Annotated in this window: 12 protein-coding genes; 9 read left to right on the top strand and 3 right to left on the bottom strand. The window is 65.6% G+C overall.

The features are described 5' to 3' along the window. Nucleotides 1-84 precede the first annotated feature (84 nt). The 6 genes from AB0323_RS05395 to AB0323_RS05370 all read left to right on the top strand — a co-directional run bounded on the left by AB0323_RS05395 (nt 85) and on the right by AB0323_RS05370 (nt 6,514). Entirely contained in the window at nt 85-1,356 is a 1,272-nt protein-coding gene (locus AB0323_RS05395; protein WP_366176570.1) for an acetylornithine transaminase, read from the top strand. Then, on the top strand, nt 1,353-2,354 hold the full coding sequence (argF, locus tag AB0323_RS05390) for an ornithine carbamoyltransferase (protein ID WP_366176422.1): 1,002 nt from the start codon (nt 1,353-1,355) through the stop codon (nt 2,352-2,354). The genes AB0323_RS05395 and argF overlap by 4 nt, the downstream gene beginning before the upstream one ends. Further along, nucleotides 2,354-2,890 carry an arginine repressor gene (locus AB0323_RS05385; protein WP_078105637.1) on the top strand — a complete coding sequence of 179 codons (537 nt, stop codon included), beginning with the start codon at nt 2,354-2,356 and terminating at the stop codon, nt 2,888-2,890. The genes argF and AB0323_RS05385 overlap by 1 nt, the downstream gene beginning before the upstream one ends. A 76-nt stretch (nt 2,891-2,966) precedes the next feature. Beyond that, complete coding sequence (locus AB0323_RS05380) at nt 2,967-4,172, top strand: argininosuccinate synthase (protein ID WP_364531576.1); 1,206 nt, start codon at nt 2,967-2,969, stop codon at nt 4,170-4,172. A 5-nt stretch (nt 4,173-4,177) separates the two neighbouring features. Continuing rightward, nucleotides 4,178-5,605 carry an argininosuccinate lyase gene (argH, locus tag AB0323_RS05375; RefSeq protein WP_366176421.1) on the top strand — a complete coding sequence of 476 codons (1,428 nt, stop codon included), beginning with the start codon at nt 4,178-4,180 and terminating at the stop codon, nt 5,603-5,605. Nucleotides 5,606-5,776: 171 nt separating this feature from the next. Beyond that, nucleotides 5,777-6,514 (top strand): maleylpyruvate isomerase family mycothiol-dependent enzyme, encoded by a 738-nt coding sequence (locus tag AB0323_RS05370; RefSeq protein WP_366176420.1) that lies wholly within the window; start codon nt 5,777-5,779, stop codon nt 6,512-6,514. Here AB0323_RS05370 and AB0323_RS05365 read toward each other — a convergent pair. Further along, nucleotides 6,420-7,985, bottom strand: a complete 1,566-nt coding sequence (locus AB0323_RS05365) for an AlkA N-terminal domain-containing protein (protein WP_366176419.1) — start codon at nt 7,983-7,985, stop codon at nt 6,420-6,422. The two genes, AB0323_RS05370 and AB0323_RS05365, sit on opposite strands and share 95 nt — an antisense overlap. A 93-nt stretch (nt 7,986-8,078) precedes the next feature. Between AB0323_RS05365 and AB0323_RS05360 the strand changes: the two genes are divergently transcribed. Continuing rightward, nucleotides 8,079-8,741, top strand: coding sequence for a DNA-3-methyladenine glycosylase (locus tag AB0323_RS05360; protein WP_366176418.1), 663 nt, complete (start codon nt 8,079-8,081; stop codon nt 8,739-8,741). Nucleotides 8,742-8,771: 30 nt separating this feature from the next. Here AB0323_RS05360 and AB0323_RS05355 read toward each other — a convergent pair whose 3' ends face one another. Continuing rightward, nucleotides 8,772-9,407 (bottom strand): GNAT family protein, encoded by a 636-nt coding sequence (locus AB0323_RS05355; protein ID WP_366176417.1) that lies wholly within the window; start codon nt 9,405-9,407, stop codon nt 8,772-8,774. Nucleotides 9,408-9,565: 158 nt separating this feature from the next. Here AB0323_RS05355 and AB0323_RS05350 point away from each other — a divergent pair, with 158 nt between their 5' ends. Further along, nucleotides 9,566-11,794: an AAA family ATPase gene (locus AB0323_RS05350; RefSeq protein ID WP_366176416.1), complete on the top strand. Its 2,229-nt coding sequence runs from the start codon at nt 9,566-9,568 to the stop codon at nt 11,792-11,794. 44 nt (nt 11,795-11,838) lie between these two features. Beyond that, entirely contained in the window at nt 11,839-13,149 is a 1,311-nt protein-coding gene (gene tyrS / locus AB0323_RS05345; protein ID WP_366176415.1) for a tyrosine--tRNA ligase, read from the top strand. 333 nt (nt 13,150-13,482) lie between these two features. Here tyrS and AB0323_RS05340 read toward each other — a convergent pair. Next, on the bottom strand, nt 13,483-13,675 hold a 193-nt coding region (locus tag AB0323_RS05340; protein ID WP_366176414.1), incomplete at its 5' end, for a hypothetical protein.

The following is a 13,675-nucleotide window of genomic DNA, read 5'->3' as shown; positions in this document are numbered from 1 at the left end:
ACCGGCGATAGGAGCCCCGCCCGCTCCGCGGTGCCCGACCACACCCGGGCCCCCATCGCCGGATCGGCCACCAAAGCTTCCGCCATGACAGGGGTGAGTAGCGGAGCCGACTGGCTGGCCCGCTACTCTTCTTCGCTCATGGGGGTCTTCGGCACCCCGCAGCGGGTCCTGGTCCGTGGGGCAGGGGCCCTGGTGTGGGACGCCGACGGCAAGGAATACCTGGACCTCCTGGGCGGCATTGCCGTGAACGCCCTGGGCCATGCCCACCCGTTCGTCACCTCGGTGATCGCAAGCCAGCTGGCCACCCTGGGCCACGTCTCCAATTTCTTCACGAGCCCCACGCAGATCGCGCTCGCCGAGAAACTGCTGGCCATCACCAAGGCTCCTGCCGGATCCAAGGTGTTCTTCGCCAACTCCGGCACGGAAGCCAACGAGGCCGCGTTCAAACTGGCGCGGCGCAACAGCGAAGCCCCCGCCGGTGCCAAGTCAGCCAAGCGCACGAAGATCATCGCCCTTGAAGGTGCCTTCCACGGCCGCACGATGGGTGCGCTCGCCTTGACCGCCAAGGAAGCGTACCGGGCGCCGTTCGAGCCATTGCCCGGCGGTGTAGTCCACATCCCGTTCGGCGACATCGAGGCCCTCCGTGCCGCCGTCGACGAAACCACGGCCGCAGTGTTCCTCGAGCCCATCCAGGGCGAAGCCGGCGTCCGCCCGCTCAGTGTCGAGTACTTGCGGGCGGCCCGCGAAGCCACCACCGCGGCCGGGGCGCTGCTGATCCTGGACGAGGTCCAGACCGGCATCGGCCGGACCGGCAAATGGTTGGCCAGCGAAGACGCCGGAATCGTCCCCGACGCCGTGACCCTCGCGAAGGGCCTGGGCGGCGGCTTCCCGGTCGGCGCGCTCATCACCTTCGGCGAGCCGACGTCGTCGCTCCTGACCGCGGGCCAGCACGGCACCACGTTCGGCGGGAACCCGGTGGCAACGGCCGCCGCCCTCGCCACCTTGCATGCCATCGAAAACCAGGGCGTGCTCGCGAATGTGCTCGCCGTCGGCGCCCGGCTGCGGGCCGGCCTGTCCGACGTCGACGCCGTCACCGAAGTGCGGGGCGAAGGCCTCCTGATCGGTTTCGACGTTGACGCCGACATCGCGCCCGCCATGGTGACCGCCGCGCTCGACGCAGGCTTCATCATCAACAGCCCCGGCCCGCGCACCATCCGGCTGGCTCCGCCGCTCATCCTCACCACTGAGCAGGCCGACAGTTTCCTCGACGCGCTGCCGGGCATCATCAAGGCGGCTGCACCCCTGGCCGCTGCATCCCCGACCGCTGCATCCCCGACCGCTAAGGACGCACAGTGAACACCACCACACGTCACTTCCTCAAGGACACGGATCTCACCCCGGCCGAGCAAGCCGAAGTGCTTGACCTCGCCGTCCGGATGAAGGCCGCCCCGTACAGCGTCCAACCATTCGCAGCGGACGGCAACGGGCGCAAGACCGTCGCGGTCATCTTCGACAAGACGTCCACCCGTACCCGCGTTTCCTTCGCAACCGGCATTGCCGACATGGGCGGCAACGCGCTCATCATCAATCCCGGCGAGGCGCAGATCGGGCACAAGGAATCCGTGGAAGACACGGCCAAGGTCCTCGAACGCATGGTCTCCACTATCGTGTGGCGCACCTCGGCGCACTCCGGCCTCGTAGCCATGGCCGAAAACTCCAGGGTTCCCGTCATCAACGCCCTGTGCGATGACTACCACCCCTGCCAGCTTCTGGCAGACCTCCTGGCGGTCAAAGAGCACAAAGGCGAACTCAAGGGCCTGACGATGGCTTACCTGGGCGACGCCGCGAACAACATGGCCAACTCCTACCTGCTGGCAGGCGTCACGGCGGGCATGCACGTCAGGATCTCGGGCCCGGAAGGCTACCTGCCGGCCGCCGGGATCGTTGCAGCTGCGGAGGAGCGCGCCGCCGAGACCGGCGGTTCCGTGCTGATCACCACCGACGCCACGGAAGCCCTCGACGGTGCCGACGTCGTCGCGACCGATACCTGGGTGTCCATGGGCCAGGAAGCCGAAAAAGACGCGCGCATGCAGCTCTTCCGCGAGTACTCCGTGGACGAGGCGGCCATGGCGCACGCCGCGCCGGACGCCGTCGTGCTCCACTGCCTGCCCGCCTACCGCGGCTACGAAATCTCCGCCGGCGTGATCGACGGGCCGCAGTCCATTGTCTGGGACGAGGCCGAGAACCGCTTGCACGCGCAGAAGGCGCTCATGGCGTGGCTGATGCACAAGTCGGGACTCGCCTTCGTCGACGGCCTTTCCCCCGTTGAAGGCACTGGCGAGAGCACGTTCTAGTGTCCACCCATCCTGCGTCACAAGGCGCCAGCCCCGCCACGAAGACCGCCCGGCAGGCACGGATCACCGCGATCCTGACCGGCCAATCGGTGCGCTCGCAGGCTGAGCTCGCAGCCTTGTTGGCGGACGACGGCGTGCAGGTCACCCAGGCGACCCTGTCCAGGGACCTGGTGGAACTCGGGGCCGTCCGGGTGCGCGGCAAGGACGGTGCCCTGGTGTACGCGGTGCCCGGCGAGGGTGGTGACCGCAATGCAAAGAGCGGTGTCACCCAGGAAATCCTGGACGCGCGCTTGTCGCGCCTCTGCGGCGAGCTGCTGGTCACCGCGGAGGCTTCGGGCAACATCGTGGTGCTGCGGACACCGCCAGGTGCCGCCAACTTCCTCGCCCTGGCAATCGACCACTCGGTGATGCCGTCTGTATTGGGTACGATCGCAGGCGACGACACCTTGCTTTTGGTTGCCAGGGATCCGGACGGCGGCGCCGAACTGGCAGCCAGATTCCTTCAGCTGGCCCAGGAAGCCGGACCGGGGAACTGATCTGTTCCACCCGGGCCTTCGGCCCGACCCAAGCATTCGACTCAAAAGAACCAAGCAACAACAAAGGAGCACTCTCGTGACTGAGCGCATTGTTCTGGCCTACTCCGGTGGCCTTGATACTTCCGTAGCCATCGGCTGGATCGGTGAAGCCACCGGTGCCGAGGTCATCGCCGTGGCCGTCGACGTCGGACAGGGCGGCGAGTCGCTGGAGACCATCCGCCAGCGTGCCCTCGGCTGCGGCGCCGTCGAGGCCTACGTGGCCGACGCCCGCGACGAATTCGCCAACGAATACGCCATGCCCACGCTGAAGGCCAACGCCCTCTACCAGGGCCACTACCCGCTGGTTTCGGCGATCTCACGCCCCGTGATCGTCAAGCACCTCGTCAAGGCCGCCCGCGAATTCGGTGCCACCACCGTTGCGCACGGTTGCACGGGCAAGGGCAACGACCAGGTCCGCTTCGAGGTCGGCATCCAGACGCTTGGCCCTGACTTGAAGTGCATCGCACCCGTCCGCGACCTCGCCCTGACCCGCGACAAGGCCATTGCCTTCGCCGAGGAAAAGGGACTGCCGATCGAGACCACCAAGAAGAACCCGTACTCGATCGACCAGAACGTCTGGGGACGCGCCGTCGAAACCGGCTACCTCGAGGACATCTGGAACGCTCCCACCAAGGACATCTACGACTACACGGCCACTCCGGAATTCCCGCCGGCACCGGACGAAGTCACCATTACCTTCGAAGCCGGCATCCCGGTGGCCGTCGACGGTGTCAAGCGCACTCCGCTGCAGGTCATCCAGGAACTGAACCGCCGCGCCGGCGCCCAGGGCGTTGGCCGCATCGACGTCGTCGAGGACCGCCTGGTCGGCATCAAGTCCCGCGAGATCTACGAAGCTCCCGGCGCCATGGCCCTCATCACCGCCCACAAGCACCTCGAGGATGTCACCATCGAGCGCGAGCAGGCGCGCTTCAAGGCCACCGTCGGCCAGCGGTGGTCCGAGCTGGTCTACGACGGCCAGTGGTTCTCCCCGCTCAAGCGCTCCCTGGACGCTTTCATCGAGGACACCCAGAAGTACGTGTCCGGCGACATCCGCATGGTCCTTCATGGCGGCCAGGCCATCGTCAACGGCCGCCGCTCCGACACCTCGCTCTACGACTTCGACCTCGCCACCTACGACACCGGCGACACCTTCGACCAGTCGCAGGCCAAGGGCTTCATTGAGCTGTGGGGAATGTCCTCCAAGGTCGCCGCAGGCCGCGACCTGCGGGTTGCAGGAAAGTAGCCCCTATGGCTGAGCCAAAATCGGAAGCAACGAATACCGGCGCGCTGTGGGGCGGCCGGTTCGCCGGCGGCCCCGCGGACGCGCTTGCCGCGCTGAGCAAGTCCACGCACTTCGACTGGCGGCTGGCCCGCTACGACATCGCCGGCTCCAAGGCGCACGCGCGCGTGCTGCACAAGGCCGGTCTGCTCGACGACGGCGAACTCGAAGGCATGCTCGCGGCGCTCACCCTGCTGGATGACGACGTCGCGAGCGGCGCCTACCAGCCTGCCGAGAGCGATGAGGACGTGCACGGTTCCCTCGAACGAGGGCTCATTGAGCGCGCGGGAACCCAGTTGGGCGGCAAGCTCCGGGCCGGGCGTTCGCGCAACGACCAGGTGGCCACGCTGGGCCGGATGTTCCTGCGCGACCACGCCCGCATCATCGCCCGCGGTGTGCTTGCCACGATCGACGCCCTCGTTGATCAGGCCAAGGCCCACCAGGGCGTTGCCATGCCTGGACGGACGCACCTGCAGCATGCCCAGCCTGTCCTGTTGAGCCACCACCTGCTGGCCCACGCCTGGGCACTGTTGCGCGACGTGCAGCGGTTCCAGGACTGGGACAAGCGCGCCGGTGTCTCGCCGTACGGTTCCGGTGCTTTGGCCGGTTCCTCGCTCGGCCTGGACCCTGAGGCAGTCGCCGCCGATCTCGGGTTCTTCTCGGCGGTCCACAACTCGATCGACGGCACCGCCTCGCGGGATGTCTTCGCCGAGTTCGCATGGATCTGCTCGATGATCGGCATCGACCTGTCGCGGGTCTCCGAGGAAATCATCCTGTGGGCCACCAAGGAGTTCTCCTTCGTGACGCTCCATGATTCGTACTCCACGGGGTCTTCGATCATGCCGCAGAAGAAGAACCCGGATGTCGCCGAACTCGCCCGCGGCAAGGCAGGGCGCCTCATTGGCAACCTGGCCGGGCTGTTGGCAACGCTCAAGGGCCTGCCGCTCGCTTACAACCGCGATCTGCAGGAAGACAAGGAACCGGTTTTCGACGCCGCGGACACCTTGGAAGTGCTGCTCCCGGCCGTGTCCGGCATGATTGCCACGCTCACCTTCAACACCGGGCGCATGGCATCCCTGGCGCCGCAGGGCTTCGCGCTTGCCACGGACATCGCCGAGTGGCTGGTCCGCCAGGGTGTGCCGTTCCGGGAGGCACACGAGCTCTCCGGTGCCGCGGTGAAACTGGCCGAAGGACGCAGCGTTGAACTCTGGGACCTCACGGACGAAGAGTACGCGGGCATTTCGGCGCACCTGACCCCCGAGGTCCGCAGCGTCCTCAGCACCGAAGGTTCGCTCAACAGCCGCAACTCCCAGGGCGGAACGGCCCCGGCCGCCGTCGAGCGCCAACTGCTTGCCCTCGAAGCAGAACTCGCAGCGGTACGGAAGTACGCGGCCTAGACACCAACGCTCGCTCACCTTTGGGCCGTTTCCGGCCAACGCTTGCTCACCTTTGGGCCGTTTTCCGACAACGCTCCTGCAGTAGCTGCAGGAGCGTTGGAGGTTTTCCAGCCATAGCTGAGCGAGCGTTGTCCGTTAACGGTCGTTAACCCTGTCGGATACTATGGCGCTATGACCGAGATCACTACCTCAGCGCTTCTTGCCGAGCTCCACAAAGCCGCCGGAACTGTCACCGACGTTGTCGCCAAGCTCGACGAGGCCGATGTCGCAGCTCCCTCCGAGCTGCCCGGGTGGACCCGCGGCCACGTGCTGGCCCACATTGCCGGCATCTCCAACGCCATGGCCCGCCAGCTGGAATACGCAGCCCGCGGCGAGACCATCGACCTCTACGACGGCGGCTACGAGGGCCGTACGAAGGCCATCGAGCTGGCGGCGAGCCACAGCCTCGCTGAACACCGTGCCGCTACGGAAGCTGCCCTCTCGCGGGCACTGAGGGCCTTCGACGGACTCGTGGAGTCCGGCTGGAACACCCGGATCAGCTTCCGGAATGGAACAGTGCTCGACGGCGGCCTGGCGCTCTGGCGCGAACTGGTCATCCATGTCTCGGATCTGGGAGTCGGCCGCGGCCCGGAGACATGGAGCCGGCAATTCTGCGAGCATCTCTTCGATTTCCTCTCGGCCCGTGTCCCGGCCGACCAGAAGCTCGTGCTTCAGCCACTGGGTCTCCCGCAGCTGGTCATCGGCTCGGGACGGCAGTCTGTCGCCATCAACGGAATGATCACGGATATCGCAGCCTGGCTCGCTGGCCGGACGCCTAACCTGGGGAGCCTGCGGGCCTCTGCCGACGCGGACGGCGTTGACCTGCCGGAACTTCTCCCGTGGCCATCGAGCGTTCCCGCGGCGCACTAACGCTTGCGCGTTTGTTTGCCGCTGCCCGCCACAAGTGCATCGTGGCGTAGGAACGCCACGGGCTCACGTTGCGGAAGTCGGCAGGCAGGCCTTCCGCGGCCGCCAGATTCTTGAGACCGTTCCGGGCCGCCGCATCGTTGGCGAGGAAGACGTCCGGGTCGCCGATCACCCTCATCGCCACATAGCCCACGGTCCAGGGTCCGACGCCGGGCAGCGGCAACAGTTTGTCAGCCAGAGTATGGGGGTCGTCGCCATAGTCGAAGTCGAGCTCCCCGCCGGCCATGGCTGCCGCCGCGGCCAGCACGGAATCTATGCGGCGCTGCGGACCCTTCAGCAGTTCCCGGCCCGAGCGGGCGATCTCCTCTGCCGTGGGAAAGAGGCGATCCAGGCCCGGTGCGCGTCCACTGGGCCCTTCCGGCAGGCGGGTTCCTGCGTCGGAAAGCTGGGTCAACGCCGTGCGGGCTGCGGCTACCGTGATTTGCTGGCCGATCATTGCGCGGACGAGGAGTTCCTGGGGATCCACTGCGCCCGGGACCCTGATCCCGGGCGTATCGCGGACTGGCGGACCGAGCCTGGCATCGGCGGCCAACGCCTCGTCGATTGCGACGGGATCGGCGTCGAGATCGAACAATCGCCGCACCCGGCTGACGAGCACGGGAAGATCGTGAAGATCCAGGGTACTGACGGCGAGGGTCAGCGCGCCGCCGCGCGCCCCGGCGTCGTAATCCACCGTGAACACCGCATTGCCACGGGGCAAGCGGAGGGTTCGCGTATAACTGCTTGCGCTCGCCAGCTCGACGCCGGGAACCGCGCGGGCCGCGAGGAAATCGAAAATCCCCGTATCGAAAGGCTCCCGGTATGGCAGGTTGAGGGTCAGGGAGGTGGCCTCGCTTTGCCTGCCTTGATGGCTAGGAGGCTTCGCGGTGGCCCGGAGCGCTGTGGGAGTCAGGGCGAAGACCTCATTGATGGTGTCGTTGAACTGCCGGACACTGTTGAACCCGGCCGCGAACGCAACGTCCGAGAGTTTCATCGAGGTGGAGACCAAGAGCGTCCTGGCGGTCTGCGCACGGCTGGCCCGCGCCAAGGACAGCGGACCGGCGCCGAGTTCATGGCTGAGGATCCTGTTGAGCTGGCGGGAAGAGTAGCCCAGCCTGGAGGCGAGTCCTTCGACGCCGACCCGGGAGAGCGCGCCGTCGTTGATGAGCCGCATCGCCCTCCCGGCGACGTCCGAGCGCAGGTTCCACGCCGGCGTGCCCGGAACCGCCTCCGGAAGACAGCGTTTGCACGCCCTGTACCCGGCCTCGTGCGCGGCGGCCGAGGTTTCGTAGAAAGTCACGTTTTCGGCCTTGGGTGTCCGGGCCGGGCACGACGGCCGGCAGTAGATGCCCGTCGAGCGGACGGCGGTGAAGAACTGGCCGTCGAACCGGGGATCCCGCGCATCGATGGCACGGTAGCGTTGCCAAAAGTCCATGGCTTCATCCTTTCAGCATCGGCAGGCTCCTCCTAGCGGAAATCGGACATTGCCGGCGGCGGATCCGGGCCGCGGATTTGCTAGGGTCTGGGCATGACAACGCAAGGCGCATCCCCGGAGGCCATCCGGGCCATTCTTTCCGGAGATCCGCGCGACGTTGCCCTTTTGCTCCTTGGCGCCGTGCTGAGCCACCGGACTCCTGAGGGCACGGTATCCGTCCGGCTCAGTGAGGTGGAAGCGTATCTGGGTCCGCGGGGCTCGGCCCAACCCGATCCTGGATCCCATACCTTCGGCGGCCCCACGCCCCGGAACGCACCCATGTTCGGCCCGGCAGGGCACCTGTACGTCTACTTCACGTATGGCATGCACTATTGCGCCAACATTGTCTGCGGTCCCGACGGCGTTGCGTCCGCGCTGCTGTTGCGTGCAGGGGAGGTCGTGGCCGGGCAGGCCCTGGCACAGTCCCGCCGTCCGGCGTCGAAGTCGCTGACCGACCTCGCCAGCGGGCCCGCCCGGCTTGCCTCCGCAATGGGGCTGACCACGGCGGACAGCGGCCGCGATGCCCTGGCTGAACCGTTCGGCCTCGAACTTCCGGTCGCGCCGGCGGCGCCCTCGGCAGTCGCGAGCGGTCTCCGCGTCGGAGTATCCGGCGACGGCGGTTCCGCCGACTACCCGTGGCGGTTTTGGCTTTCCGGGGACCCCACGGTGTCCCGCTACAAGCCGGGCCGGAGCCGCGCCGTCGGGAAGCCTATGTAGGAGGCGGTGCAGAAGCCCCGGAGGAATCCCTCAAGCGGCGTGTTCGGTCCTGGCCGGTTCGGCGACATACGCACAGTGGTTGTCGGGCACTTCGAAGGGCGCCAGGCGGCCGAGCAGCGACTCACGTACCTGGGGCCATTCGTCGCGCAGGATCGAGAAAACGGCGGTGTCGCAACGGCCGCCGTCAGGAGCGAAGCGGTGCCCGCGCAGCGTGCCCTCGTAGCTGGCCCCGAGACGCTGAATTGCCGAGGCGCTGCGCGTATTGCGGGCATCGCAGCGGAAGGCAACCCGGTGGACGTCCAGGACATCGAAGGAGTAGGCCAGCAGCAGTTGCTTCGCGGCCGGATTGACGTGACTGCCCCAGAACGGCCGCCCGTAGAAAGTGCCGCCGATTTCCAGCCGCTGTTGGCGGGGACTGTACTCGCACAGGGAGGAGGTTCCAAGGAGGGCTCCCGTCCGTTGCTCGACGACGGCGAACGGTAAGGTTGCCGGATCTTCGAGGCGGGCCGCGAAAAGTCCGGCCAGTTCCGCGGCGCTCAAAGGCTGGTCGGCGGCCATGCCGGACCACATCCCGGAGTCCACGAAATCGAAGAGCGGACCGGCATGTGCGGGGGAGAGCGGGACAAGGCTGATGCCGTGTCGGGTCAGGGCAACGTCGTGCTGCATTGCAGCATTGAAGCACCACTGGGTACGGATGGAAAAGCTCACGAGGTTAGCGCCGGGTGAACATTGAGTGACGCACCGGCGTGCGGGCAGTTTCACGCACGTCAAGCAAAACCGCTGTAGAATGGACGGTCCGTCTTTTTCGATAGGGGAACGTTTCGATGCACGACGCTGATTTGATCCACGAGCGGGAGTACGTGGCCGGTCTCTACTCGCGCCTGGATGAGCTGCGGGAGGAAAAGCGCCAACAACTGGCGCAGGTCCGGCGCGCCGGAGCGGTCGGCACCATGCAGAACGTTTCGGAAAGGGACGCCTTCGCGGCACTGTACGAGGACCGCCTCGCCCAGCTCGACGCCGTCGACGACCGTCTCGTGTTCGGACGGCTCGACCTGGACTCCGGAGAGGCGCAATACATCGGCCGCATCGGACTGTCCACGGCGGATCTCCAGCGGCTGATGGTCGACTGGCGCGCCCCGGAAGCCGGCCACTTCTACCAGGCGACAGCGTTCGACCGGCAGGGCGTCCGCCGTCGTCGCCACCTGATCCTGCAAGGCCGCGAGGTCAAGGCGATCGAAGACGATGTCCTCGATGCCAGCATGCTGGCGGACAACGCCTCGCTCCAAGGTGAGGGCGCACTCCTCGCGGCCCTGAATTCCAAGCGCACCGGCCGCATGTCGGACATCGTCGGCACCATCCAGTCCGAGCAGGACCGGATCATCCGTTCGTCCATGTCGGGTGCCTTGGTTGTCCAGGGCGGTCCCGGTACCGGCAAGACGGCCGTCGCGCTCCACCGCGCCGCCTACCTGCTGTACACCCACCGTGACCGCCTGAAGTCAGCGGGCGTGCTGCTCGTTGGACCTTCGTCGTCGTTCATGCACTACATCGAGCGGGTCCTGCCTTCCCTCGGCGAGACCGGCGTCGTCATGGCGAGCCTGGGCCGCCTCATGCCCGGTATCCATGCCGTCCCGGAAGCGGATCCCGACGTCGCGGCGCTCAAGGGCAAGCTGAACATGGCGGAGGTCATTGCCAATGCCGTGGCCAACCGGCAGCGGACTCCCGCCGAGGACCGCATCCTCGAGGTCGATTCCCGCAAGCTCACGCTGTCCGTGCGGCAAGTCCGGCGCGCCCGGGACAGGGCGCGCGCCACCGGCAAGCCGCACAACGAAGCGCGGGTCACGTTCGTGAAGATCCTGCTCCGCGAGCTCACCGAGCAGCTGACGGAGATCGTCGAGGAATCGAACATCGGCAACAATGCCGACCGTTCCTACCTCGCCGAAGACGTCCGCTCGGCGCGCGATGTCAGGATCGTCCTGAACCTGTGCTGGATGCCTATGACGCCCGAGAAGCTCGTTTCCGAGCTCTTCAGCAAGCCCGCGATCCTGGAAGCCTGCACTCCGCACCTCACGCCGGCGCAGCGCGCCCTCCTGCTTCGTCCCGCGGATGCGCCGTGGACGGAAGCCGATGTTCCGCTGCTCGACGAGGCCGCTGAGCTCCTGGGCGAGCTGGATCCTGCCGCCGGCAGGGGACTGGCACAGCAAGAGCACGACCGTGCCCGCGACATCGCCAACGCCAAGCAGACCCTTGTCAACATGGAGGCGATGGGCGTCGACGTGTTGATGACGGCCGAGGAACTTGCGGACCAGAACCAGGAACGCGAAACGCGACTGACCGCGGCAGAGCGAGCTACGAGCGACCGTTCGTGGGCGTTCGGACACATCGTGGTGGACGAAGCCCAGGAACTCTCGCCCATGCAATGGCGGCTTTTGGTCCGCCGCTGCCCGTTGAAGTCCTTCACCATCGTCGGGGACATCGCCCAGACGAGTTCCTCTGCCGGTGCGAATTCGTGGCAAAGTGCCCTCGCGCCGTCGTTCGGGGACCGCTGGCAGCTCGAAGAACTCACCGTCAACTACCGCACCCCCTCGCAGATCGCCGAAGCGGCGGTCCGCATGGCGAACCGCGCGGGGCTGGTTGTTTCGGCTCCGAAGGCCGTCCGTGAGGGCAAATGGTCGCCCATCGTCGACCGCGTGGACAAAGCCGGGATAGTGGACAGGCTCGTCGAAATCCTTCCGGAAGAACTGGAAGCGATCGACGGCGGCCTCCTCGCCGTGATTGCCGACGGCGCCCTGTTGCCGCAAGCCGCAGCCGCCCTTCGTGGTGTCTATGGCCACCGTGTGGGCACCGGAGCGGGCAGCTACTCCCAGGACATCGTGGTCATCAGCCCCAAGGAAGCCAAGGGCTTGGAGTTCGATGGCGTCGTTGTTCTTGAGCCTGCTGCCATGCTGAACCACGAGCATGGGAAGGTGGGCGATCTCTACGTCGCGATGACCCGTCCGACGCAGCGGCTGCGCCTCATTACCGCCGCACCGTTGCCTGCGGGCATCGGGCGCTGAGGCACGCAAGCAAGCCCGACCGCAATCCTGCTAACTTAGAACTCGTGTCACACGTAAACAACCTCGAGTCCCAGCACAACGACCCGAGCTTTGCCAATATCTGGCAAGAGCTCAAATGGCGCGGCCTTATCCACGTTTCCACTGATGAAACGGAATTGGAAAAGCTGCTCGGCGGGGACCCGATCACGTATTACTGTGGCTTCGATCCCACGGCTCCGTCCCTGCACCTTGGCAACCTTGTCCAGCTCCTGCTCATGCGCCGCCTGCAGTTGGCCGGCCACAAGCCGCTCGGCCTGGTGGGCGGCTCCACCGGCCTGATCGGCGATCCGCGTCCGACGGCGGAACGCACCTTGAACACCAAGGACACCGTTTCGGAGTGGGTTGGCTACCTTCAGGCCCAGGTGCGCCGCTTCCTCAGCTTCGAGGGTGACAATGCGGCACGCATGGTGAACAACCTTGACTGGACCGCGCCCTTGAGTGCCATCGATTTCCTGCGCGAAATCGGCAAGCACTTCCGCGTGGGCACCATGCTCCGCAAGGATGCCGTTGCCTCCCGCCTCAGCTCCGATGAGGGCATCAGCTACACCGAGTTCAGCTACCAGATCCTGCAGGGCATGGATTACCTCCAGCTCAACCGCGACTACGATTGCGTGCTGCAGACCGGCGGTTCGGACCAGTGGGGCAACCTCACGAGCGGCACGGAGCTCATCCGCAAGGTCGATGGGAAGGTTGTCCATGCCTTGGGCACGCCGCTCATCACCAACTCGGACGGAACGAAGTTCGGTAAGAGCGAAGGCAACGCCATTTGGCTGGACGCCCACATGTGCAGCCCCTACGCCTTCTACCAGTTCTGGCTCAACACCGCGGATGCCGACGTCCTTGACCGCCTCAAGGTCTTCACTTTCCTGAGCCGCGCCGAGATCGAGGAACTCGGAACCGCTGTTGCCGAGCGCCCGTTCGCCCGCGAGGGCCAGCGCAGGCTCGCCTACGAAGTTACCTCGCTGGTGCACGGAGTCGATGCGACGGAGAAAGTGATCGCTGCTTCGGCTGCGCTGTTCGGCAACGGCGATCTCTCGGTTCTGGACGAAATGACCTTGGCGTCCGCAACGGCTGAGCTGCCGTCTGCCTCGATCGGCGCGGATGGCCTGGGCATCGTTGACCTCCTGGTTGCTTCCGGACTGTCCGAGAGCAAGTCTGCTGCCCGCCGCACGGTGGGGGAGGGCGGCGCCTACGTGAACAACAGCAAGGTGACCGATCCGGACGCCGTGATCGACCAGGCGGAACTGCTTCACGGCCGGTACCTGTTGTTGCGCCGCGGAAAGAAGAACCTGGCCACCGTCGAAGTGACCGTCTGACGCCTTCTATTGCACGCTCCTCCGGGCCGACTTGCGCGGCTCCGGGGGAGCGTGTATCGTTTTCTGAGTCGCTGCCGCTGAAGCGGATAAATTGCGACAAAATCCCATGGAATGTGAATAAATCCGATTCGGACCAAAAGTCTGGGAATCGGATGATTTCTAGACTCTGCGGGGAAATTCGATTCACTTGGGTGAATTTCCGGAGAAATTCTGGATTTGCAAAGTGGAAATGAATGAAATAAAGTAGAAACATCGCAGCGAGGAAATGCGGAACATCGAATTCAATTGAATTTGTTCCGGGAAGTACTCGGATTGTGTCTGTTGTTTGAGAACTCAATAGTGTGCCAAGTTTGTTGATACCGATTTATTTATATGGATTGGTTGTTTTGGCTGGTCCTGTGTCACCTTCGTGGTGCGGGGCTGGTTTTTTACAGCTGGTTTCAAATTTTGTGCAGCCTGGCCGTCCGTTATTTCCGGTGGTTGTGGTTGTGTCTGTTTTTGTTTTACTTCAACGGAGAGTTTGATC

Origin of the sequence: Arthrobacter sp. NPDC080031, assembly GCF_040702485.1 — a bacterium.
Classification (GTDB): domain Bacteria; phylum Actinomycetota; class Actinomycetes; order Actinomycetales; family Micrococcaceae; genus Arthrobacter.
The sequence above is the reverse complement of the archived record's forward strand: the minus strand, read 5'-3'. Positions and strand labels throughout refer to the sequence as shown.